The 20,755-nt window shown below is 40.4% G+C and carries 20 protein-coding genes; 1 reads left to right on the plus strand and 19 read right to left on the minus strand.

What is annotated here, in order from left to right:
- Positions 1–196 precede the first annotated feature (196 nt).
- The 8 genes from NPA43_RS16670 to NPA43_RS16705 all read right to left on the minus strand — a co-directional run bounded on the left by NPA43_RS16670 (position 197) and on the right by NPA43_RS16705 (position 7,562).
- A complete protein-coding gene (locus NPA43_RS16670) occupies positions 197–799 on the minus strand; it encodes a thymidine kinase (RefSeq protein WP_099726516.1) in 603 nt (200 codons plus the stop codon).
- 87 nt (positions 800–886) lie between these two features.
- Positions 887–1,087, minus strand: coding sequence for a 50S ribosomal protein L31 (gene rpmE / locus NPA43_RS16675; RefSeq protein WP_003215407.1), 201 nt, complete (start codon positions 1,085–1,087; stop codon positions 887–889).
- A 130-nt stretch (positions 1,088–1,217) separates the two neighbouring features.
- Complete coding sequence (gene rho / locus NPA43_RS16680) at positions 1,218–2,501, minus strand: transcription termination factor Rho (protein ID WP_008354975.1); 1,284 nt, start codon at positions 2,499–2,501, stop codon at positions 1,218–1,220.
- Positions 2,502–2,865: 364 nt separating this feature from the next.
- Entirely contained in the window at positions 2,866–3,831 is a 966-nt protein-coding gene (gene glpX / locus NPA43_RS16685) for a class II fructose-bisphosphatase (protein ID WP_099726517.1), read from the minus strand.
- Between the two features lie 32 nt (positions 3,832–3,863).
- Positions 3,864–5,153 carry a UDP-N-acetylglucosamine 1-carboxyvinyltransferase gene (locus tag NPA43_RS16690; protein WP_099726518.1) on the minus strand — a complete coding sequence of 430 codons (1,290 nt, stop codon included), beginning with the start codon at positions 5,151–5,153 and terminating at the stop codon, positions 3,864–3,866.
- Between the two features lie 247 nt (positions 5,154–5,400).
- Positions 5,401–6,039 carry a fructose-6-phosphate aldolase gene (gene fsa, locus NPA43_RS16695; protein ID WP_099726519.1) on the minus strand — a complete coding sequence of 213 codons (639 nt, stop codon included), beginning with the start codon at positions 6,037–6,039 and terminating at the stop codon, positions 5,401–5,403.
- A 112-nt stretch (positions 6,040–6,151) separates the two neighbouring features.
- Positions 6,152–7,009: a class II fructose-bisphosphate aldolase gene (locus tag NPA43_RS16700; RefSeq protein WP_034660304.1), complete on the minus strand. Its 858-nt coding sequence runs from the start codon at positions 7,007–7,009 to the stop codon at positions 6,152–6,154.
- Between the two features lie 178 nt (positions 7,010–7,187).
- Positions 7,188–7,562, minus strand: a complete 375-nt coding sequence (locus tag NPA43_RS16705; RefSeq protein WP_003214681.1) for a response regulator — start codon at positions 7,560–7,562, stop codon at positions 7,188–7,190.
- Between the two features lie 180 nt (positions 7,563–7,742).
- On the opposite strand from NPA43_RS16705, the gene NPA43_RS16710 reads away from it, so the two are divergent.
- Positions 7,743–8,273 carry a DUF2529 domain-containing protein gene (locus NPA43_RS16710; protein ID WP_256499078.1) on the plus strand — a complete coding sequence of 177 codons (531 nt, stop codon included), beginning with the start codon at positions 7,743–7,745 and terminating at the stop codon, positions 8,271–8,273.
- Positions 8,274–8,314: 41 nt separating this feature from the next.
- Here NPA43_RS16710 and NPA43_RS16715 read toward each other — a convergent pair whose 3' ends face one another.
- The 11 genes from NPA43_RS16715 to NPA43_RS16765 form a co-directional block, all read right to left on the minus strand.
- On the minus strand, positions 8,315–9,922 hold the full coding sequence (locus NPA43_RS16715; RefSeq protein WP_230030612.1) for a CTP synthase: 1,608 nt from the start codon (positions 9,920–9,922) through the stop codon (positions 8,315–8,317).
- Positions 9,923–10,160: 238 nt separating this feature from the next.
- On the minus strand, positions 10,161–10,697 hold the full coding sequence (gene rpoE, locus NPA43_RS16720) for a DNA-directed RNA polymerase subunit delta (RefSeq protein WP_256499079.1): 537 nt from the start codon (positions 10,695–10,697) through the stop codon (positions 10,161–10,163).
- Between the two features lie 568 nt (positions 10,698–11,265).
- Complete coding sequence (locus tag NPA43_RS16725) at positions 11,266–11,769, minus strand: hypothetical protein (RefSeq protein WP_256499080.1); 504 nt, start codon at positions 11,767–11,769, stop codon at positions 11,266–11,268.
- On the minus strand, positions 11,748–12,362 hold the full coding sequence (locus NPA43_RS16730) for an ATP-binding cassette domain-containing protein (RefSeq protein WP_256499081.1): 615 nt from the start codon (positions 12,360–12,362) through the stop codon (positions 11,748–11,750). Before NPA43_RS16730 ends, NPA43_RS16725 begins: the two co-directional genes overlap by 22 nt.
- Positions 12,363–12,392: 30 nt before the next feature.
- Entirely contained in the window at positions 12,393–12,923 is a 531-nt protein-coding gene (locus NPA43_RS16735; RefSeq protein WP_256499082.1) for a stage II sporulation protein M, read from the minus strand.
- 1,155 nt (positions 12,924–14,078) lie between these two features.
- Complete coding sequence (locus NPA43_RS16740; protein ID WP_256499083.1) at positions 14,079–14,258, minus strand: hypothetical protein; 180 nt, start codon at positions 14,256–14,258, stop codon at positions 14,079–14,081.
- Positions 14,259–14,418: 160 nt separating this feature from the next.
- Complete coding sequence (locus NPA43_RS16745) at positions 14,419–14,709, minus strand: uberolysin/carnocyclin family circular bacteriocin (RefSeq protein ID WP_256499084.1); 291 nt, start codon at positions 14,707–14,709, stop codon at positions 14,419–14,421.
- A gap of 1,632 nt (positions 14,710–16,341) precedes the next feature.
- Complete coding sequence (locus NPA43_RS16750; protein WP_256499693.1) at positions 16,342–17,484, minus strand: acyl-CoA dehydrogenase; 1,143 nt, start codon at positions 17,482–17,484, stop codon at positions 16,342–16,344.
- Between the two features lie 16 nt (positions 17,485–17,500).
- The gene (locus tag NPA43_RS16755; protein ID WP_230030609.1) at positions 17,501–18,613 is read right to left on the minus strand and encodes an acyl-CoA dehydrogenase family protein; all 1,113 of its coding nucleotides are present in this window, start codon (positions 18,611–18,613) and stop codon (positions 17,501–17,503) included.
- 11 nt (positions 18,614–18,624) lie between these two features.
- Positions 18,625–19,488, minus strand: coding sequence for a 3-hydroxybutyryl-CoA dehydrogenase (locus NPA43_RS16760; protein ID WP_230030608.1), 864 nt, complete (start codon positions 19,486–19,488; stop codon positions 18,625–18,627).
- Between the two features lie 19 nt (positions 19,489–19,507).
- A complete protein-coding gene (locus NPA43_RS16765) occupies positions 19,508–20,683 on the minus strand; it encodes an acetyl-CoA C-acetyltransferase (protein WP_256499085.1) in 1,176 nt (391 codons plus the stop codon).
- Between the last annotated feature and the right edge of the window lie 72 nt (positions 20,684–20,755).

Raw genomic sequence — 20,755 nt, forward strand, 5'->3', positions numbered from 1 at the left:
AAAATTATGACAAGAAATCGAACTTTTCGTTAAAATGCTTTACACTACAGTTAGTCATTTTATGCCTGCTTATGCTAAAACGCAAGCGTTGAAAATTAGATAATTTTTTCGTAGTGTTATTTAATTTATTTAAGTACAAATGATGGGTGTTCATCCAAAATCTCAAAAACAAAACACAGCGGCATTTGCTATTTTTTTAATTGTCAAGTGTTGTACCAACGTCAAGTCTTGGTACTTCATGGTGATGTCTGCATCGTGCTTCGTATGATTCCTGCGCACCTACTAAAATAATGGGATCATCATAGGATGCGGGTTTACCGTCGATCAAGCGTTGTGTTCTACTCGCTGGGGAGCCGCATACCGAACAAACTGCTTGAAGTTTTGTTACAAGCTCTGCACATGCCATTAAATGCGGAACAACACCAAATGGCTCTCCTCTGAAGTCCTGATCCAGGCCTGCAACAATGACTCGGTAGCCTTTATCAGCCAATTGAGTGACAATATCAATGATTGTCTCATCAAAAAATTGCACCTCATCAATGCCAATGACATCGGTTCTTTCTGATATGTGCGTTATTATGTCTTTTGGTGAGGCTACTGCAATCCCATCTACTGATGAACCGTTATGTGACACAACTGAGCTTGTACTATATCGGTTATCGATCGCTGGTTTGAATATTTTTACTTCTTGTTTGGCAAAGGTGGCTCTTTTGACTCTCCGAATCAATTCTTCCGACTTTCCAGAAAACATACTACCGCAGATGACTTCAAGCCAACCGCTTTGTTTCATCACATACATAAGGTCTTCTCCCCCGTTTTAAAGTTCCATCAATCCACGTAAAAAAACAGGCAAGAACGGATTCCTGCCTGTTTATTGTATCTATTATTACTTAAGACCGTATTTTTTGTTAAAGCGGTCAACACGTCCATCAGCAGAAGCGAATTTTTGACGGCCTGTATAGAAAGGATGGCACTCAGAGCAAATCTCGATGCGAACCTCTTCTTTTACTGATCCAGTTTCAAACTCATTTCCACAAGCGCATTTGACTGTAGCTTTTTTGTAGTTAGGATGAATTCCTGTTTTCATCTACTGTCATCTCCTTCCGCCCTGAATCCAATTCGGAAACAGAGTTAATATCTCAGAATAAATTCTGAAACGCACATGATAAAATTATAACAGCGAGAGTCTATGATTGCAAATGTATTTTTTCAGGAAGTTATCTTCTTGATGCAGACATATTTGCTTGTTTCCATTCTTGCGTTAAAATATCGAAAAATTCTTGGTTTGTCTTTGTTTTTCTCATTTTGCGCATGAACTTCTCAGCGAAGTCAGGTGTATCTGACATCGATTTTCTCATCGCCCATAGACGATCAAGATGCTCTTTTGGCACAAGCAGTTCTTCTTTTCTCGTACCCGAACGTCTAATGTCGATCGCTGGGAAGATTCTTCTCTCTGCAAGAGAACGGTCCAAATGAAGCTCCATGTTTCCAGTTCCTTTAAACTCCTCATAGATCACATCATCCATACGTGATCCAGTATCAACAAGGGCAGTAGCTAAAATCGTCAAGCTTCCGCCTTCTTCGATGTTACGCGCAGCACCAAAGAAACGTTTCGGGCGATGGAAAGCCGCTGGATCAATCCCCCCAGAAAGCGTTCGGCCGCTTGGTGGGATGACAAGGTTGTATGCACGAGCAAGCCTTGTGATGCTGTCCATTAAGATGATGACATCTTTTTTATGTTCAACAAGACGCATGGCACGCTCTAATACAAGCTCTGCTACTTTAATATGGTTTTCCGGTACTTCGTCAAAGGTTGAACTAACAACATCCCCTGCAACAGAACGTTCGATATCTGTTACTTCCTCCGGACGTTCGTCAATAAGAAGGACAATCAGTTCTGCCTCTGGATGATTTTCAGAAATGCTGTTGGCAATTTCTTTGAGCAGAATGGTTTTTCCTGCCTTAGGCGGCGCAACGATTAATCCACGCTGTCCAAACCCAACTGGCGCCATCATATCCATAATTCTAGTAGACAGGTGATTAGGCTGTGTTTCAAGAATCATTTGGCGATCAGGAAATAGCGGTGTGAGTGCAGGAAAGTGAACACGTTCCTTTGCTGATTCTGGGTCATCCCCATTTACCGCTTCTACATGAAGGAGGCCATAGTAGCGTTCATTCTCTTTTGGAGGTCGTACCTTTCCAGACACTTTATCTCCATTTCGTAAATCAAAGCGTCTGATTTGTGAAGCAGAAATATATATATCTTCAGAACTTGGGGAGTAGTTAATCGGTCTTAAGAACCCAAAGCCCTCAGACTGAATAATTTCAAGAACCCCTTCCATAAATAAGAGATCCTCTTGCTCAGCATTTGCCTTTAGAATGGCAAAGATTAATTCTTTTTTTGTTAGTTTGCTGTAATAAGAGATTTTGTAGCGTTTTGCTAACTCATACAGCTCTTTTAATTTCATATTTTCCAAAGATGAGATTGAAACATCTTTCAATATGGACACCACACTTTTCTAGTCAATGTATTTCATTACAAATGCATGACCATTGTATTTGATTAGCTTTTTAATCCTTTATTGTTGGGATGACCTTGCTCTAATGGTAACGCTCCACTCGTTTTATCGTGATAGATAGAAACAATGTGGAATAGAGCTTTGTCAACATAGAGAAGGATAAAGAGTATATCGTCATGATGCGGCAGTATTTAAACTTGTTGAAGCTTAAAAGAAGTAAATTCGCAGGAAATTTCGCAGCACTCTTTAGTTTTACCTCATTTGAAGAGAATATTCAACTTTAAACAGAAAATGATATACATTTGAAACCTATATGAAAAGCGGGTAATGAATACCCGCTTTCTGATTACGGACGAATGAAAAGATTCGGTTTTTTCTTTAAGCTGTGTCTGCCATCAACGAATCGAACAGTACCCGATTTCGCACGCATGACAACACTTTGTGTTGTTCCAACAGAGCCTTTGAATTGAACACCTTTTAATAACTCGCCGTCCGTTACACCTGTCGCTGCAAAAATGGCATCGTCTCCTTTTACGAGGTCTTCCATTCTTAGGACTTTCCCAACATCCAGCCCCATTTTCTCACAGCGTCTCTGCTCTTCTTCACTTTGAGGAAGAAGCTTACCATGGATTTCACCACCAAGTGCCTTTAACGCGACAGCAGAAAGGACACCCTCAGGCGCTCCACCTGAACCAAATAGAATATCAACACCTGTGTGATCAAATGCTGTATTAATGGCTCCTGCAACGTCACCATCATCGATTAGTTTAATTCTTGCTCCTGCTTCTCTCAGCTCAGCAATAATTTTCTCATGTCGACCTCTGTTTAAAATTGTCGCAACAACATCTTCAATATCTTTGTTTTTCGCTTTTGCAACAGCGCGAAGATTATCAATGACAGGCGCTTCAATGTCGATGCAGCCTACCGCTTCTGGACCTACTGCGATCTTATCCATGTACATATCAGGTGCATTCAGCAAGTTGCCATGATCTGCAACCGCAATGACAGCTAAGGCATTCCAGCCGCCGCTTGCCACAATATTTGTTCCTTCTAATGGATCAACAGCGACATCCACGCGAGGTCCATATCCGTTGCCAAGCTTTTCCCCAATATAAAGCATTGGTGCTTCGTCCATTTCTCCCTCGCCGATGACGACTGTTCCCTTCATCGGAATGGTGTCAAACACATCACGCATTGCACTTGTTGCAGCATCATCCGCTTCGTCTTTCTTTCCTCTTCCCATCCAACGGGCAGATTTTAAAGCGGCTGCTTCTGTCACCCGTACTAGTTCCATCGATAAACTTCTTTCCATTTTTGTCCAAATCTCCTCTCACAGTCAAAGCCTTATGAATTTTGAAGTTCTTCTATTTCTTGGTCATTCAGCTTTTCACGCCAGATGGTTGCACCCAAGCCTTCAAGCTTCTCCTCAAGCAAACTATATCCTCTGTCTATATGTTCAAGCCCTGTGATTTCGGTCACACCGTCTGCCATTAACCCTGCGACAACGAGACAGGCACCTGCACGCAGATCACTTGCTTTTACCTTTGCTCCTTGAAGCTGCGTTTGTCCGGTAATAATAGCAGATCTTCCTTCCACCTTCATGTTTGCACCCATTCGACGCAATTCGTCAATGTGCTTAAAGCGGGCAGAGTAGATCGTATCTGTGACCACACTCGTGCCTTTCGCTTTTGTTAACAAGGCCGTCATCGGCTGCTGAAGATCAGTCGGAAAGCCCGGATACACAAGGGTTTTGATATCGACAGGCTTGAGTCCTTCGTTTCTGCCAACGATCAGCATCTGATCGTTGCTCGTTTCAATGGTGAACCCCATTTCTCTAAGTTTCGCCGTAATTGATTCTAAATGAGTTGGGATCACATTATCAAGTACAACTTCATCTCCCATCGCTGCACCAGCAATTAAAAACGTACCTGCTTCTATGCGGTCAGGGATGATGGAATGCTTACAGCCATGAAGAGATTCTACACCTTCGATTCGAATCACATCAGTACCCGCACCTTTGATTTTGGCTCCCATGCTTGCAAGCAGTGTCGCTACATCAATAATTTCGGGCTCTTTTGCGGCATTTTCAATCACCGTTTTTCCTTCAGCCAGTACAGCTGCCAGCATGATATTGATGGTCGCACCCACACTGACAACATCAAGATAAATACGGGCCCCGACTAATTTTTCAGCACGCAAATAAATTGCACCCTGCTCGTTTGTCACCTCGGCTCCAAGTGCTTCAAAGCCTTTGATATGCTGATCGATCGGTCTAGGTCCTAAGTGACATCCTCCTGGCAAACCGATGACAGCCTGCTTGAACCTGCCTAGCATGGCTCCCATTAAATAATAGGACGCACGCAGTTTCTTCACTTTCCCATTAGGAAGCGGCATGCTGATCATTGCTTTAGGATTGACAACCATTTCACCTTTTTCAAATGTTACCTTCCCGCCAATTTCTTCTAACAGATCTCGTAATGTGTCTATATCTGAAATATGCGGTAGGCCCTCAATGGTTACTGGAGAATCTGCGAGAATCGTGGCAGGAATCAGTGCCACAGCACTATTTTTCGCACCACTAATATGTACGGTCCCGCGTAAGGGGTCACCGCCGGCAATGTTTAACTTTTCCATATTTGTCTCCCTTCTTAAAGAAGATCACTGTTGGAGTTATACTGTTTGTGGATGTCGCGCTTTAAAAGGTCTTGTCCAAAATTTAGCCAATATCAAGAGAAAGAATACAGGTTAAACGAAATTTGTCGGAAGAAAAATAATCGAAGCTTTGCGAGGCTGTGATGTTCTCTTCTTTGCACAAAACATTTCTTAGCGTTTTTAAAGAAAACTGCGGCAAACGGAATACGCTCCCGCCTGCCACAATCACTTATTTATTCCAGTCTGCTAAAAATTGCTCAATGCCTGCATCCGTTAATGGGTGTTTTGTCAGCTGCTTGATGACTTTCAGCGGCATTGTGCCGATATGAGCACCTCTAATGGCAGCTTCTGTCACATGCTGCGGGTGACGAATGGATGCAGCAATGATTTGTGTATCTAATCCATGAACATCAAAAATGGTTTTCACTTCGCTAATGAGATCAAGACCATTGTGGCCGATGTCATCTAAACGACCGAGGAATGGAGAAACATACGTCGCACCAGCTCTAGCTGCAAGCAGAGCCTGATTTGAATTAAAAATCAAAGTGACGTTTGTTTTAATACCAAGGTCTGTTAACGCTTTGACAGCTTTCAGGCCGTCCGTTGTCATTGGAACTTTGACAGTGATATTTGGTGCAATGGCAGCAAGCTCTTTTCCTTCTTCAATCATTTCCTCTGCTTTTAAGGAAATGACTTCCGCACTGACAGAACCTGACACGACGTCAGTGATTTCACGAAGGCGATCGTGGAATGATACGTCCTTTTCTTTCGCTACTAAACTAGGGTTTGTTGTGACGCCTGCTAAAATGCCAAGCTCGTGCGCCTCTTTGATGTCTGCAATATTCGCTGTATCTACGAAAAATAACATAACTGTGCCACTCTCCTATCAAAAAATTGTCTGAAATGTAAATTTTGATTGCGCTTTCTCAAGATATGGAGAAAACCGCCTGTGACTCAGGCGGCTTTCGGTTCTCATCAAATTATGCTTGGTTAGAAGAACCAAATTCGCGCATTTTGCCGATAACAGTTGCTTTAATTGCGTCACGAGCTGGTCCAAGATATTTACGTGGATCATACTCTTCTGTTTTTGCAGCAAGTGTTTCGCGAACTGCTTTCGCAGAAGCAATTTGGTTTTCAGTGTTTACATTGATTTTTGCTGTACCAAGTGAAATTGAACGCTTGATGTCAGCAGTTGGGATACCTGTTCCGCCGTGAAGAACAAGTGGAAGACCTGTCATTTTACCAATTTCTTCCATTTCAGCGAAACCAAGGTTTGGTTCACCTTTGTATGGACCATGAACTGAACCTAGTGCAGGTGCAAGGCAGTCGATACCAGTACGTTCTACAAGCTCTTGGCATTCTTTTGGATCAGCATAAATAACGCCCTCAGCGATGACGTCGTCTTCTTGTCCACCAACAGTTCCAAGCTCAGCTTCTACAGATACACCGTGGAAATGTGCAAGCTCAACTACTTTCGCAGTTGTTGCTACGTTCTCATCGAATGGGTGGTGAGAAGCATCGATCATAACAGAAGTAAATCCTGCATGAATCGCTTTTGCACAAGATTCAAAGCTTGAACCGTGATCTAAATGAATCGCAACAGGAACTGTTACATTATATTCTTCGATTAACGCTTTAACCATTGCGACAACTGTTTTGAAGCCGCCCATGTAGCGTCCTGCTCCTTCAGATACTCCTAAAATAACTGGAGATTTCTCTTCTTCAGCAGCTTGTAAAATCGCTTGCGTGAATTCTAAGTTATTTAAGTTAAACTGTCCAACAGCGTAACCTTTTTCCTTTGCGTCTTTCAACATTTCTGTCATTGAAACTAAAGGCATGATGAAAAATCCTCCCTATGTAGCTAATTTGCTTACTAAAAAAAGCTCTCCACCCTAGCATGACCAGAATTTCTCGCCATATGTAAACTTTCAAAGTCAGATCGCTTTCTTCTTCTTATCTAGAATACCAATTATTCGACAAATCGGCAACAGAATGAATCGATTCAATCATTTCCAGCTAGCCATTTGTTTCAAGAGGCAGGTATTCTTTGACTGCATCTCGGATTTCATCAATATCAAATGGTTTAGCGAAGTGCGTCAATGCACCGAGTTCTTTGGATTCTTGAATCATATCTAATTCACCATAAGCTGTCATAATGATCACGCGGATGTCTTCATCAATTAATTTCATCCGTTTTAAAATCTCAATCCCATCCATTCCAGGAATCTTCATATCAAGCAGAACAAGGTTCGGTCTATGGTTTTTCACAATATCTAACGCTTGTAGACCATTAGCTGCTTGGAAGGTTTGATAGCCTTCTTTATGAAACACTTCATTCAGTAATATTCTAATACCGTACTGATCATCGACAATTAAAATTTTCTCATTCATCTGTTACACCCCATTGCTTTCATTTTTCGCCATAAAAAGAGCAGTTGTTAAATAATTCTGTTTGATTTTCACATTTCCTTTATTTATAATAGTTTACTTTACGACATTTTCTGAGCATTTTTCCTAATATTCTCTTTATATTCTATTATAAAATGATCTGACCGAAGGAGGAAATGAGTCTTGTTAAAAATTTTCACCACCCAGTTATCAGGTATTTTTTCACGTATTGGAGAAAAGCAGGCAGAAGCGATTGAGGACGGTGCACGCCTTCTTGCTCAAGCCGTCGTCAGTGGACATGCTGTTTATTTCCATGGAAGAAATGAGCTGGCTGCTGTAGCCCTAGAGGCATCCGAAAGCAAGGAGCCATTTCCCGGTGCAAAAGTACTGCCACTGGATCAAAAGGAGCGCAGCTTACTTCATCCAAGTGACAGGGTTCTTCTTTTTTATTCAGATCCAGAAGATCAGGAGATTCAATCCCTTGTAAAAGAACTGCACATGCAAGGTACGCCCATTGTTGGAGTTGGGCCAGCACAAAAGGAGCCGTCAATAATTGAAGAGCATTGCGATGTCCACATTGATTTCCAGCTCAAGAAACCACTTGTGCCTGCCGAGGATGGAACAAGGTTCGGCTATCCTGCTTTAATGACCTGCTTATATGTCTACCATGCTCTATCGTTTACTGTGAAAGAAATCGTTGAGGAATATGAATAAAAAAACTGCCGAGAAGATGATATTCTCGGCAGTTTTTTGTTTTATTTTGATTCAGATGCTTGCAGTGAAGCACCAACGAAATCTCTAAATAACGGCTGTGGTCTTGTTGGTCTTGAAATGAATTCTGGATGGAACTGAGAAGCAAGGAACCAAGGGTGATCCTTCAGCTCAATAATTTCAACAAGGCGTCCGTCTGGGCTTGTACCAGAGAATACAAATCCTGCTGCTTCCATTTGCTGTCTGTATTCGTTATTAAACTCATAACGATGACGGTGGCGTTCGTAGACCACTTCGTCATTGTATGCAGCATATGCTTTCGAGTCTTCATTTAATTTACAAGGGTACAGCCCTAGACGAAGTGTTCCGCCTAGATCATCTACATCCTTCTGTTCCGGAAGAAGGTCGATGATTGGGAATGCTGTTTCTGGATCAATTTCCGCTGAATGAGCTCCCTCAAGGCCTAGTACGTTTCTCGCATATTCGATAGACGCGACTTGCATTCCTAGGCAAATTCCGAAGAATGGTACTTTGTTTTCGCGGGCATATTGTGTTGCAATGATTTTCCCTTCCACTCCGCGGTCTCCGAAGCCTCCAGGAACGATCATACCGTCTACATCTTGAGCGAGATCAGCTATATTCCCTGCTGTGACTTCCTCTGCATTGATCCATTTGATTTGAACATCAGCATCAAATGCATAGCCAGCATGACGAAGTGATTCAACAACAGAAATGTATGCATCTTGCAGCTCAACATATTTCCCTACAAGTCCAATCGTTACTTGTTTTGAAAGGTTTTGCACTTTGTCGACAAGAGCCGTCCACTCAGTCATGTCCGCATCTTGGCATTCAAGCTTCATGTGCTCACATACAAGCTTGTCTAATCCTTGTTTTTGTAAATCAAGCGGAATGGAGTAAAGGGTGTCTGCATCCTGGCATTCGATGACAGCTTTTGTATCAATATCACAGAATAGAGCAATTTTGTCCTTCATGTCTTGTGTCATTGGCATTTCTGTTCTGACAACAATGACGTTTGGCTGAATGCCAAGGCTGCGAAGTTCTTTCACACTATGCTGTGTTGGTTTTGTTTTCAATTCGCCTGCTGCACGGATGTAAGGAACAAGGGTACAATGAATGTACATGACATTTTCACGTCCGATGTCACTCTTCATTTGACGAATCGCTTCAAGGAATGGGAGGGATTCGATATCTCCAACTGTTCCGCCGATTTCTGTAATGACAACATCCGCACCAGTTTCTTTTCCTGCACGGTATACACGGTCTTTGATTTCATTTGTAATGTGGGGAATGACCTGTACTGTACCGCCTAAATAGTCGCCGCGGCGCTCTTTTTTCAAGACAGTAGAGTAGATTTTACCCGTTGTTACGTTGCTGTACTTATTTAAGTTAATATCAATGAAACGCTCGTAGTGACCTAAGTCAAGGTCTGTTTCAGCACCGTCATCTGTAACAAATACTTCACCGTGCTGGTATGGACTCATTGTCCCAGGGTCTACATTTATATATGGATCGAATTTTTGAATGGTGACATCCATCCCTCTGTTTTTTAGAAGGCGGCCTAACGATGCAGCCGTGATCCCTTTTCCAAGTGAGGAAACAACTCCTCCTGTTACAAAAATATACTTTGTCATTTCGTATGCTCCTCTCTTTTTTACCCTTGCATGACTAGACATGCACAGCTTCATCCTTTTTAGAGTGTATCCCTAAATCTCTTGAAAAATAAGAAAGCTCCCTTTCAAATAAATGAAAGGGAGCGTAAATGAACGTATCTTTACGTACTCTTTTTAGAGAGCCCAAAATACATACTACATAGTTCGCTCTCGAAAGTCAAGACGGTTTTGTCCTGTTTTAAGGACCGGTTTGAGAGGGTTATTTCCCTTCCTCTTCCTCGTCTAAATCGTCTTCATCAATCTCCGTTAAGCCGTCATCATCTTCGTCATCATCTTCGTCGAAGTCTTCTAGATCTTCATCAACTTCTTCTTCATCTAAGTCGAGATCATCGTCGGCTTCAACAAGATCAAGATCTTCTTCAAGCTCTTCGATTTCTTCTTCCTCTTCAATCTCATCGAAGTCTTCTTCAACGACAGCTGCTTTTGTTTTTTTCTTTTTCGCTTTTGTTTTCACAGCTGGCTGAACTTCTTCTTCGATTTGATCAACTGGATACCAGCTGCGAAGTCCCCATCTCTGATCACCTAACGAAATAAAGCGGCCATCTATATTTAAGTCTGTATAAAATTGGGCAAGTCGATCATCTAGATCAGATTTTTGTATCCCTTGCAAACGGATCATTTCATCTATTAACTCGGAAAACGTGATCGGTGTTTTGCTGTCTCTGAAAATTTCATAAGCAAGTTCAACTAAAGACATTTGTTTGAGCTGTTCCTGTGAGTATTCTTTCAAACTCAAGGTCAGACACTCCCTTTCTATTACATGTATGTATCCATTTATCAGTGAAATAATAAGTATTTATACCTTATTCTTACGACAAACCATACCTCTCATTATAAACAAATTAGGGGAGTTTATGCCACCTTTATCGATGTTAAATTTTGATTTTTTCTCACGGGGAGCACCTAGAGGTTCATCATCTGCGTTAAATTGGACTGGTTCTTGTGTCCGGCATGCTTTTAGTATGCATCCGTTTTATTTATTTCAAATGAAAAAAACCGAAATAGTCGGAGGCGGTATTAATGAATGAAGACATTGACTGTACAAAACAATAGGACATGATCAGCTATCGATCGAACGATGTAATTGTCCATTTTTTATAAAGCTTATAAAAAGGTACACGTAAACAGATTTAAGTCTACGTGTACCCATAATGAAAAAACTTGTATAAAACCTTTTTCTTTGATAACCTTGTCTTCGTTTTTTGAGCGAATACCGTTGCCTCTTACGCAAGCTTTACGTATCTTGAAAACCAACTATACATCTTATTTTTTTACTTGAAAATTCATGCTTTACTTATCTTTCTTTACATTACAGTGACTATTTCTTTTCCTAAGGAAATTAAAGCATCAATAATAAATGGTGCTGCAAAGAGAATCGATGCTTTCCAGTTCGCTTTTTTGTACTGAAAAAAGATCAAAATGAGAATCGATCCTATAAGGGCTGTGAAGATGTACATCCATAAGCTATGTACTTGCAAAATCCCCATACATATCACATTAACAAACATAATGAGAATCTTAGGAATCAGAGCATAAAACAAATGACTCTTAACCTCAGGAGCAAAGATCATTAATAAGAATTTACCGATTAGATACTGTACTAAGAGACTGATTGTGGTTAGGGTTGTGGTAATGACAACAATTAGATTCAGCATCGTATCATAGGAAATATCCTCTAACAAAGCTCGCAAATCACCTAGTTTTGAAATGTAGCCATTCAATTCAATAGCAAAAGTGACAAAATAATAATTGGCAAGAATAAAAATGACCAACGATATCAGTGATGTTATTCTTGGACGTTGTTCCATAATAGCCTCCCATCCCCTATACTCATAATGCTTGAATGATCGTTTAAGCGTTTATTTACCATGCTATGGGAAACATATATGATGGTTGCTATATTTTTAATAGAAAGATTCACTAACCTTTCAGATAGCATATCTATACTTTCTGAATCTAGAGATGACATGGTTTCATCAATTAGTATGGTTTCCCAATCTTTTACGAATACTAAAGATAACCCTACCTTCGCTTTCATACCCGTGGATGCTCTGCTATACGAATCATCTAGTTTACCATCAAAAAAATCATTCACATTGCACATTTGTTCTTCGGTGGGTGTAATCTTAAACGTATTCCACAGAATCTCTAGATTCTCTCTAATTGTAAATGGATGAATACCAATAGGATCCACATTTAAATAAAGAGTCGATTTATTGTTTGTCTCAATACCTCCAGAGTATCTCTTATCTAAACCAGCTATCATTTTAAGGAGAGTGCTTTTACCCGCACCATTTCGCCCTACTAAATGAAAGAGACCTGATGGAATTGAAAAATTCACTTTATCTAGTATCATAGTGTTCTTGAAATTCTTCGTACATTCTACAAATTCTAATCCCATTTGAATCCCCTTCTCTGTAATATAGAGTCTTCAATAAAACCAGCTATTATTGATAAAGATAGAAAATAATAAGGAATCATACCCTTCAATAAAAGCAGCTATTATTAGGATCGTTAACGATAGCAGATAATAAGGAATCATTTTTTTCATGACACCTAAAGCAGCTTTAATTGATTTCGTATAAATTAATGTAAAAAGCACATACTGGCTTATGCCTTGATACAGCAACATATTTGGAAATTCTAATAACCCATGAGGAATTAGTTTATCCAAAGCTTCTTGTGCTCCTAGCGTTCTAAAACCCATTGTAATGACGAAGGACGAACCTCCAAAATCCATTATTTGAAATAACGGTGACAATAAGAATCCCAGTAAATACATTGCAAAGTTTGTTAAGTTATGCGTCAGAACTACAGACATAAAATCCTGGCCCGAAGTTGGCGGTGCTGCTTCAAATAAATCTTTGTTGACTATGTTCCCAAGATAAATCCCTGTACCTATCAGTAAGATACAGTAGATAGAATAGTACCACAGAAAATATTTCAATCTTTTATGTATCATTTTCCTCCTCTTTTCATGAAGTAATAGTGAAAATTGTAATGCATATGAGTAACAAAATAGGCAAGGATAGCTTCAGCAACTTATGTTCATAATCGCTGATTAATAGTTCTGTTTTTCTGAAATATACGACCCCAATAAAGATGATTAAAGGAAGCGATAACGTATTTTTAAGAATGATTGAGATATCGGACGTGTTTATCATCACTCCGACTATTCCACACACGCTTACAAAAATCAGCACAAGACATAGTAAATAAATCGTACTGGATTTAAACCTTTCGTACGGACTTACGATCAAAGAGGATTGTAATGTCTCGACTCTTGCCTTATCAAGAACGATCTCTTCCTTTTTCGAACCTATTAAGATTTCTAATATCGTTATAAAATTTATATAGACTAGAATGAGCGCAGGCAGGTTTTCTACTTTCGTTAAAAAGGATTGGGCGAAATAAGTAAGCACTGATACTAAGGCGCCTATTAAGACCATTAATATTTTATTACTAGTGGTATAAGACAAAAATAGATACAGAATATTTCCAGACCTATATTTCCTTTTAGCACTTTTTAGAAAGGAAAGTCCAGTTGTCAAAGGTATCCTATGCGAATTACTTATGTAAATGTAAATAAGAAGGGACTGTACTATTTGCAGTATCATAACTGCTTCAAAAATGGACGTTATCATATACCAAAATTGCAACAAAAGGAATATTCTGTTTATGATATTGAATAGACCAGACAACAATTGAGATGCAAACGAAAGCATTACGACCACAAGAGCTAATATCATAATGAAATATTGATTTTCTACTAACAAAAAGGTTAGAGCGATGAAACAAGTAAGAAGTAATTGAACTGCATACCCTTTTTTAATCGTAAAGAATAAATGTTTCAACAACAATTGTTTAGAGATAAAGACCAAGCCTGGCTGCTGTCTTCTATACGGTAATACACAACGATTAATATTAGCTGTAGCTACAATGTATATTGAAATAAAAATAAAGCTGTTTAGGTAAGTGCTGGGAATCCCATCGCGATAGAAAATCACCGCTACCATAACAATGAAAGAAAAAAGAATCAACCCAATATAATTGAGATACCCCATTATACTTTGATCATATATTTTAAATAGCTTATTTAATTTATGCATAAGTCATTTTAAAAAGCAGCAGCCTTGGCTTTTCCTTGTTTTTTAAGTACAGCCAAAATTGCAGCAGCCCCAGTACTAACACCAAGATTCGCTGCTATCAAAGAACCATTTCTTCCAACTACTAAAGATGCCATTGTAACTACAAATAACAATAGTGAGAATAAGCCAAGATTTTTTGCTTTTATCATAAATTTACCTCCTAATTAATGTTTTATTACAAGCCACAATGGGCATAAAACGTTAAATTAGTTTTTAAGTCACTGTCTATTGAACGCCGTTTCACCTGATATCAATACACTTTTGGAAAAAAAATCATCTCAATAAAGATTGAGATGATTTTTTTCAAGATTAAAAAGCAGCAGCTTTAGCTTTTCCTTTTTTCTTAAGGATAGCCAAAATAGTAGCAGCTACACCCGCACTAATTGTTCCTACACCAGTGAACATGCCAACGACAGTAATGACAGTTGCTACTGAGGACCAAGTATCTAAGAAATTAACCATTGCAAACGCGGTTCCAGAACTAACACCAAGATTTGCTGCAATTAAAGAACCATTACCAATCACTAAAGCTACTAATGTTACCGCAAGAAGTAACAGCGATAATAAAGCATAAAACTTAGAATCTGTTGCTTTTGTCATAATATGACCTCCTTCTATTATTTACCACTCTTTTAGTCTAACAAGAATTAAATTACATTTCAACATTTTTTGTAAAATATGTAATATTAATTTAAATAGAGGTATTTATAACCAACTATTATCAGGGATTAAGTTCATTTTCCATTTTTACAGGGCACTTATGTAATGGCATAAAATGCTCTGATTCTCTAAAAGCTAGTCAAAATTTCTAATAAACACTATCAAAAAATCAATTCGTTTCATATTTTTATTGACCTGTCTTAGAGGTAGGTAACTTTTTTATCATGACTTAAAAGATGATGGCATTTATATTTATAGGTATGATAAGCTACCTTTATCCTTGAAGTTATTACATCTTTACTAAAGGCAGAGCTAAATTCAATGAATAGCTTTCTCTCATTCTATTCTCTGTAAACTTATTTTGAATTCAAGAGAATTGATGAATTGAATTGGCAGTACATCATACACTTGAATCTTATAAAGACAAGAACCTTATCATTTATTAAAATGCTAATAACCTGATCGAACATGTCAGTATCTTTATACATCGCAGTTCCTATGACATCCTTTGAAAAATTGTAATGTATTAGAAAATTCAATAAACTTACTATTCTTCAAAACCCAATATAAGCCCCTGTATACCGATGATAAAAAAGACTTAAATGGGTGGAATCAACTACTTAAAATAAACCAATTTCTCGATTTCAAAAAAATCGAAACACTCATATTGAGCTGTCTCGACTTCGGTTGATAATAGAATAAATGTACTTAATTAAAGGCTTTATTTTCGAAGGTGTTATTCGTATTATTTTTGACTGTTTTGTATTAAACATCTCACTGGTCATCTCTGCAATTTCTTTAAATCAAGATATTCGGACAAATAAAATCTTTTCTTCATTTATGTAGTTTGAATAATATTCATCATTTATTTACTAATGATTAATTTTATATATATCTCAAGCATTGAGATTTGCTTTAATTATGTGATGTCTAAGAGATGATTGCCTCAGTTTTACTTAAAATATATAATCTGCTTAAAAATTAATTGATGAAAACTTTATAGCTATACACTTTTATACTCTATCTTAATCTAAAGTTTCTGAAATAATGAGATTACTACAGCTATGGTCAATACAATTCCCGCAAACATTAATACAATTAATTTTCTATTACTGTTTTCTTTTTGATCATTGTCTTTTTTTGAAGTCTTCGAAAGTTCTACGGATACCAGAATCCATATAACCATGGTTACGATTCCTAAGGTGGTAGCAGCGTTCATAATAACCTCCCATATTCATATTTCTTCAATTTTAACATAATCCCATGATAAGATGGATCTATACTGGAAATTATCTTAAATTAAGGAGAAATTAACTATTACCTTTAATGCATATTTACCTATTTCTTTATTATCGTCTAATACTTTAGTAAGTTTGTTGCCAGTTCATATGTATCAATACTCTCTACATCATAGGTGACAGTTCACTATTAAGTTAAAGCTGTTATACTGCTGACAAAATCCTTTTTCCACCACTAAAAAACCTTTAGATTTTGCTACTGATTTAAAATTTTAAAGCTGATTGAACCGCACCAAAACAGACCACCTCACGTTCAGGTGGTCTTTGCTTTTTTCTACATATCTAGCAGTTTCCGCGAAATGACCAGCCGCTGGATTTCCTGTGTTCCTTCGTAAATTTGAGTGATTTTCGCATCACGCATGTATCGTTCGACTGGGTAATCCTTTGTATAGCCGTATCCGCCGAAGATTTGAACCGCTTCTGTCGTCACCTTCATGGCTGTATCACCCGCAAAGAGCTTGGACATGGCTGATTCCTTTCCATACGGAAGCCCTTTCGTTTCAAGCCATGCTGCCTGGTACGTGAGCAGTCTCGACGCCTCGATCGCTGTCGCCATATCGGCTAGCTTAAAAGCGATCCCTTGCTGCTGAATGATTGGTTTTCCAAATTGTTTGCGCTCCTTTGCATAATTGACCGCCGCATCAAGAGCGCCTTGGGCGATCCCAACAGCCTGTGCAGCAATGCCGTTTCTGCCGCCATCGAGCGTCATCATGGCTATTTTAAACCCTTCTCCTTCTTTGCCGAGCCGGTTCCTTTCATGAATGCGACAATCTTCAAAGATGATCTCAGTTGTTGGCGATGAGCGTATGCCCAGCTTGCTTTCTTTTTTACCTATCGAGAAGCCAGGTGTCTCTTTTTCTACAATAAAGGCGGTTGTATTTCGAGATGCAGCTTCTTGGTCTGTCACGGCAAACACAATATAATAATCCGCAATGCCTCCATTTGTTATAAAGATTTTCGCACCGTTCAGAACATATCCACTACCCACTTTCACTGCTGTTGTCTTCATTCCGCTGGCATCAGAACCGGATCCGTTTTCAGTGAGAGCGTATGCTCCTATCTTCTGTCCCTCTGCAAGCGGCTTTAAATAGGTCTCCTTTTGTTCAGCTGTTCCGAAAGTAAAGATAGGCCATGAGGCGAGAGATGTATGGGCAGACAGGGTAACGCCTGTAGAGGCGCACACTCTTGAAAGCTCCTCAACTGCAATGACGTAGGCTAAATAGTCACTCCCGATCCCGCCTACCTCTTCTGGCCATGGGATACCCGTTAAACCGAGCTCCGCCATTTGGCGAAAAATAGCTGGATCATAGGTTTCTGTCTCATCTCGCTCTGCTGCTGTTGGCTCCACTTCATTTCTCGCAAAATCTCTCACCATTTTTTGTATCATTTCATGTTCGTCACTTAATTGGAACTGCATCATGAGCCACCTCATTTCATATTAGCTGTTTACAAATGACCAGCCTTTGAATTTCACTTGTTCCTTCATAGATTTCACAAATTTTCGCATCACGAAAATAGCGTTCTGTGTGATATCGATTGGTATAACCGTCCATGCCTAGCAAATGGATCGCTTCTGTACTGATCTCAACCGCCGTTTTTGAAGCAAATAACTTCGCCATCGACGCTTCCTTTGTGACCGGGCGGTTTGCCTCTTTATAAGAAGCTGCTTGATAGACGAGCAGCTTGGCCGCTTCAAGCTTGGCCGCCAAATCGCCTAGCCGAATGGTCGTTTCAAGACCGGCTGGATGCTGCTTTAAATAAGTCACTGCCTCCGTTAATGCGGCTTCTGCAATACCAAGGCTTTGGGCCGCGATACCGATTCTCCCCGCATTTAAGCTAGACATGGCCAATCGGAAGCCCTCACCTTCTGCACCGAGCAGCTGCTCCTTCGGAATTCGCACGCCATCAAAATGAAGCGTCACTGTTTTTGACCCGTGCAGCCCCATTTTCTTCTCATCTTTTCCGATCGTAAACCCCGGCGTATCTTTTTCGACAATGAACGCCGATATATTTTTTTTAGCAGAGGCAGGGTCTGTCACTGCAAATACAAGATACAGTTCTGCTTCCCCGCCGCTTGTGATAAAAATCTTCGTTCCATTTAACTCATAGTGGTCGTCTATCCGCTCTGCTCTAAGCTGAATACTAGAAGCATCTGAGCCAGCTGTTGGTTCAGTCAGGCAAAAGGCGCCCAGCTTCTGCCCAGACGCAAGCAGCGGAACATAGGATTTTTTTTGCTCGGTCGTACCAAAAGCCAAAATAGGCATCGTCACAACAGATGTATGAACGGACACAATGACACCGATGGTTGCACTCACTTTCGATAATTCATGAATCGCGATGATATATGTTGTAAAATCTGCCCCTAATCCTTGATACGCAGCTGGTATCGGAAGCCCTAGAAAGCCTTGCCGTCCCATCTCAGCTAAAAGTGTGCTTGGAAACTGGCCTTGTTCCATGGCTTCTACTTCAGGGAATACATGCTGGCGTGCAAATGATGCCACTTGTTCTCTCCAGAGACGCTGTTTTTCCGTTAGCATAACATCCATCTTGACTCCCCCTATGAGTGGTCGTGGTATGTGTAAAAACCTCTCTTTGTCTTTCTGCCAAGCCAGCCTGCGCTTACGTATTTTTTCAAAAGAGGACAAGGTCGATATTTGCTATCTCCAAGACCCTCGTGAAGGGTATTCATAATAAATAAACATGTATCCAGTCCGATTAAATCAGCGAGACGAAGCGGACCCATTGGGTGATTCATTCCAAGTGTCATGACACTGTCAATGCTTTCTGCATCTGCCACGCCTTCATAAAGGGTATAAATCGCTTCATTGATCATCGGCATCAATATACGATTTGAGACAAACCCCGGGAAGTCTTCCACTTCAATTGGGGTCTTGTTTAATTTCTTCGCTGTTTCAAAAACGATTTGATACGTTTCGTCATTCGTTTGCAGGGCACGGATGACCTCAACCAGTTTCATGACAGGAACCGGATTCATAAAATGCATGCCAATGACCTGCTCTGGCCTTGTCGTAACGGCTGCTAATTCTGTGATCGACAAGGAAGACGTATTTGTCGCAAATATCGTCTTCACCTCTGCAAATTGATCGAGGGTTTTAAAGATTTGCTTCTTAACACTCATTTGTTCAGATGCCGCTTCAACTACCAAATGAGCCTGCTGTACGTCCTTTAAATTTGTTGAGATGGCAAGCCGCTGCGTAATATCACGGACTGCCTGATGTGCCAGCTTTCCTTTTTCCGCTCGTTTCGTCAGTTGTTTGGTCATGGAGGAAATCGCTCTATGAATCTGCTCTTCTTGTGCATCATGGAGCAGGACTGTGTAACCTGACTGAGCAAATACTTGGGCAATGCCTGATCCCATTTGACCAGCCCCGACGACCATGACGGTCTCTTCTGTACGCATGACAATAAACGCCTCCCTTTTAATCCACCTTGATCATGATGGCATCTCCTTGACCGCCCCCACTGCAAATCGCCGCGATGCCAATGCCGCCGCCTCTTTGTCTGAGTGCATGAATCAAGGTCAGTATGATACGTGTTCCACTTGCCCCAATCGGGTGACCGAGCGCGACTGCTCCTCCATTGATATTCATTTTCCGCCGATCCAGCCCGAGTATTTTTTCGCAAGCAAGAGCCACTGCTGAAAAAGCCTCATTGATTTCAAACAAATCGATATCCTCTACACGCATTCCTGTTTTCTGTAACATTTTTTCGATCGCAAAGGCTGGTGTTTTTGGAAAGTCCTTTGCCTCTACTGCTACCTGTGTATGTCCAAGCACGACAGCCATTGGCTTTTCGCCATGCTGCTTAGCATATGTGTCTTTCATTAGAAGAAGCGCACTTGCTCCGTCATTGACACCTGGTGCGTTCCCAGCAGTGATGGTACCGGTCTGATCAAAAACCGGCATGAGCTTTGATAACCTTTCATATGACGTATCACGCCGCGGGGATTCATCTTCTGTGATCAGCTGATCCCCTTTTTTCGTCTTGACGGTGACTGGGGTGATTTCATTTTTAAAAAAGCCGTTTTTTTGAGCTTCAATGGCTCGTTCATGGCTTCTTAGCGCCCAAAGGTCCTGCTCTTCTCGCGTGATGCCGAGCTCCTTCGCTGCCATGCTTCCATACTCGCCCATATGAACACCTGTAAACGAACAGGTTAATCCATCTAAAATCATCGCATCTTGTACCGCTCCATCTCCCATTTTGTAGCCCCATCGCGCTTTTTTTAGCAAATAAGGGGCGTGTGACATGGATTCCATACCGCCCGCTACGATGACCTCCGCATCACCTGCTCGAATGATTTGATCTGCTGTGCTGACACTGCGCATTCCAGAAGCACAGACTTTATTGATGGTTTGCGTCGGAACCGACCATGGAAGATCAGCATATCTAGCTGCTTGCCTAGAAGGGATCTGACCTTGTCCTCCTTGAAGAACACTTCCCATGATGACCTCATCCACCTCATGAGAACTTGAGGCTCTTTCCAGCGCAGCCTTGATCGCCATTCCACCTAATTCTGCGGCAGTTAAACCACTTAAAGATCCGCCCAGTTTTCCAAATGATGTTCTCGCTCCAGATACAATGACTGTCGTGCTCATGTATTTCCCCTCCCGTTTGTTACCGCTTACATATCGTCCAGGCAGCTGATGAACAGCGCCATGCTTAGGCCG

Source organism: Bacillus pumilus (assembly GCF_024498355.1).
In the GTDB taxonomy this organism is placed as follows: domain Bacteria; phylum Bacillota; class Bacilli; order Bacillales; family Bacillaceae; genus Bacillus; species Bacillus pumilus_P.

Excerpts from the sequence above, each read along its gene's own strand:
- NPA43_RS16670 (WP_099726516.1), bottom strand. The coding sequence starts at position 799 with ATGTATGTGATGAAACAAAGCGGTTGGCTTGAAGTCATCTGCGGTAGT.
- rpmE (WP_003215407.1), bottom strand. The coding sequence starts at position 1,087 with ATGAAAACAGGAATTCATCCTAACTACAAAAAAGCTACAGTCAAATGC.
- glpX (WP_099726517.1), bottom strand. The coding sequence starts at position 3,831 with ATGGAAAGAAGTTTATCGATGGAACTAGTACGGGTGACAGAAGCAGCC.
- NPA43_RS16690 (WP_099726518.1), bottom strand. The coding sequence starts at position 5,153 with ATGGAAAAGTTAAACATTGCCGGCGGTGACCCCTTACGCGGGACCGTA.
- fsa (WP_099726519.1), bottom strand. The coding sequence starts at position 6,039 with ATGTTATTTTTCGTAGATACAGCGAATATTGCAGACATCAAAGAGGCG.
- NPA43_RS16700 (WP_034660304.1), bottom strand. The coding sequence starts at position 7,009 with ATGCCTTTAGTTTCAATGACAGAAATGTTGAAAGACGCAAAGGAAAAA.
- NPA43_RS16705 (WP_003214681.1), bottom strand. The coding sequence starts at position 7,562 with ATGAATGAGAAAATTTTAATTGTCGATGATCAGTACGGTATTAGAATA.
- NPA43_RS16715 (WP_230030612.1), bottom strand. The coding sequence starts at position 9,922 with ATGACAAAGTATATTTTTGTAACAGGAGGAGTTGTTTCCTCACTTGGA.
- NPA43_RS16725 (WP_256499080.1), bottom strand. The coding sequence starts at position 11,769 with ATGGAACAACGTCCAAGAATAACATCACTGATATCGTTGGTCATTTTT.
- NPA43_RS16730 (WP_256499081.1), bottom strand. The coding sequence starts at position 12,362 with ATGGGATTAGAATTTGTAGAATGTACGAAGAATTTCAAGAACACTATG.
- NPA43_RS16735 (WP_256499082.1), bottom strand. The coding sequence starts at position 12,923 with ATGATACATAAAAGATTGAAATATTTTCTGTGGTACTATTCTATCTAC.
- NPA43_RS16740 (WP_256499083.1), bottom strand. The coding sequence starts at position 14,258 with ATGATAAAAGCAAAAAATCTTGGCTTATTCTCACTATTGTTATTTGTA.
- NPA43_RS16745 (WP_256499084.1), bottom strand. The coding sequence starts at position 14,709 with ATGACAAAAGCAACAGATTCTAAGTTTTATGCTTTATTATCGCTGTTA.
- NPA43_RS16750 (WP_256499693.1), bottom strand. The coding sequence starts at position 17,484 with ATGCAGTTCCAATTAAGTGACGAACATGAAATGATACAAAAAATGGTG.
- NPA43_RS16755 (WP_230030609.1), bottom strand. The coding sequence starts at position 18,613 with ATGGATGTTATGCTAACGGAAAAACAGCGTCTCTGGAGAGAACAAGTG.
- NPA43_RS16760 (WP_230030608.1), bottom strand. The coding sequence starts at position 19,488 with ATGCGTACAGAAGAGACCGTCATGGTCGTCGGGGCTGGTCAAATGGGA.
- NPA43_RS16765 (WP_256499085.1), bottom strand. The coding sequence starts at position 20,683 with ATGAGCACGACAGTCATTGTATCTGGAGCGAGAACATCATTTGGAAAA.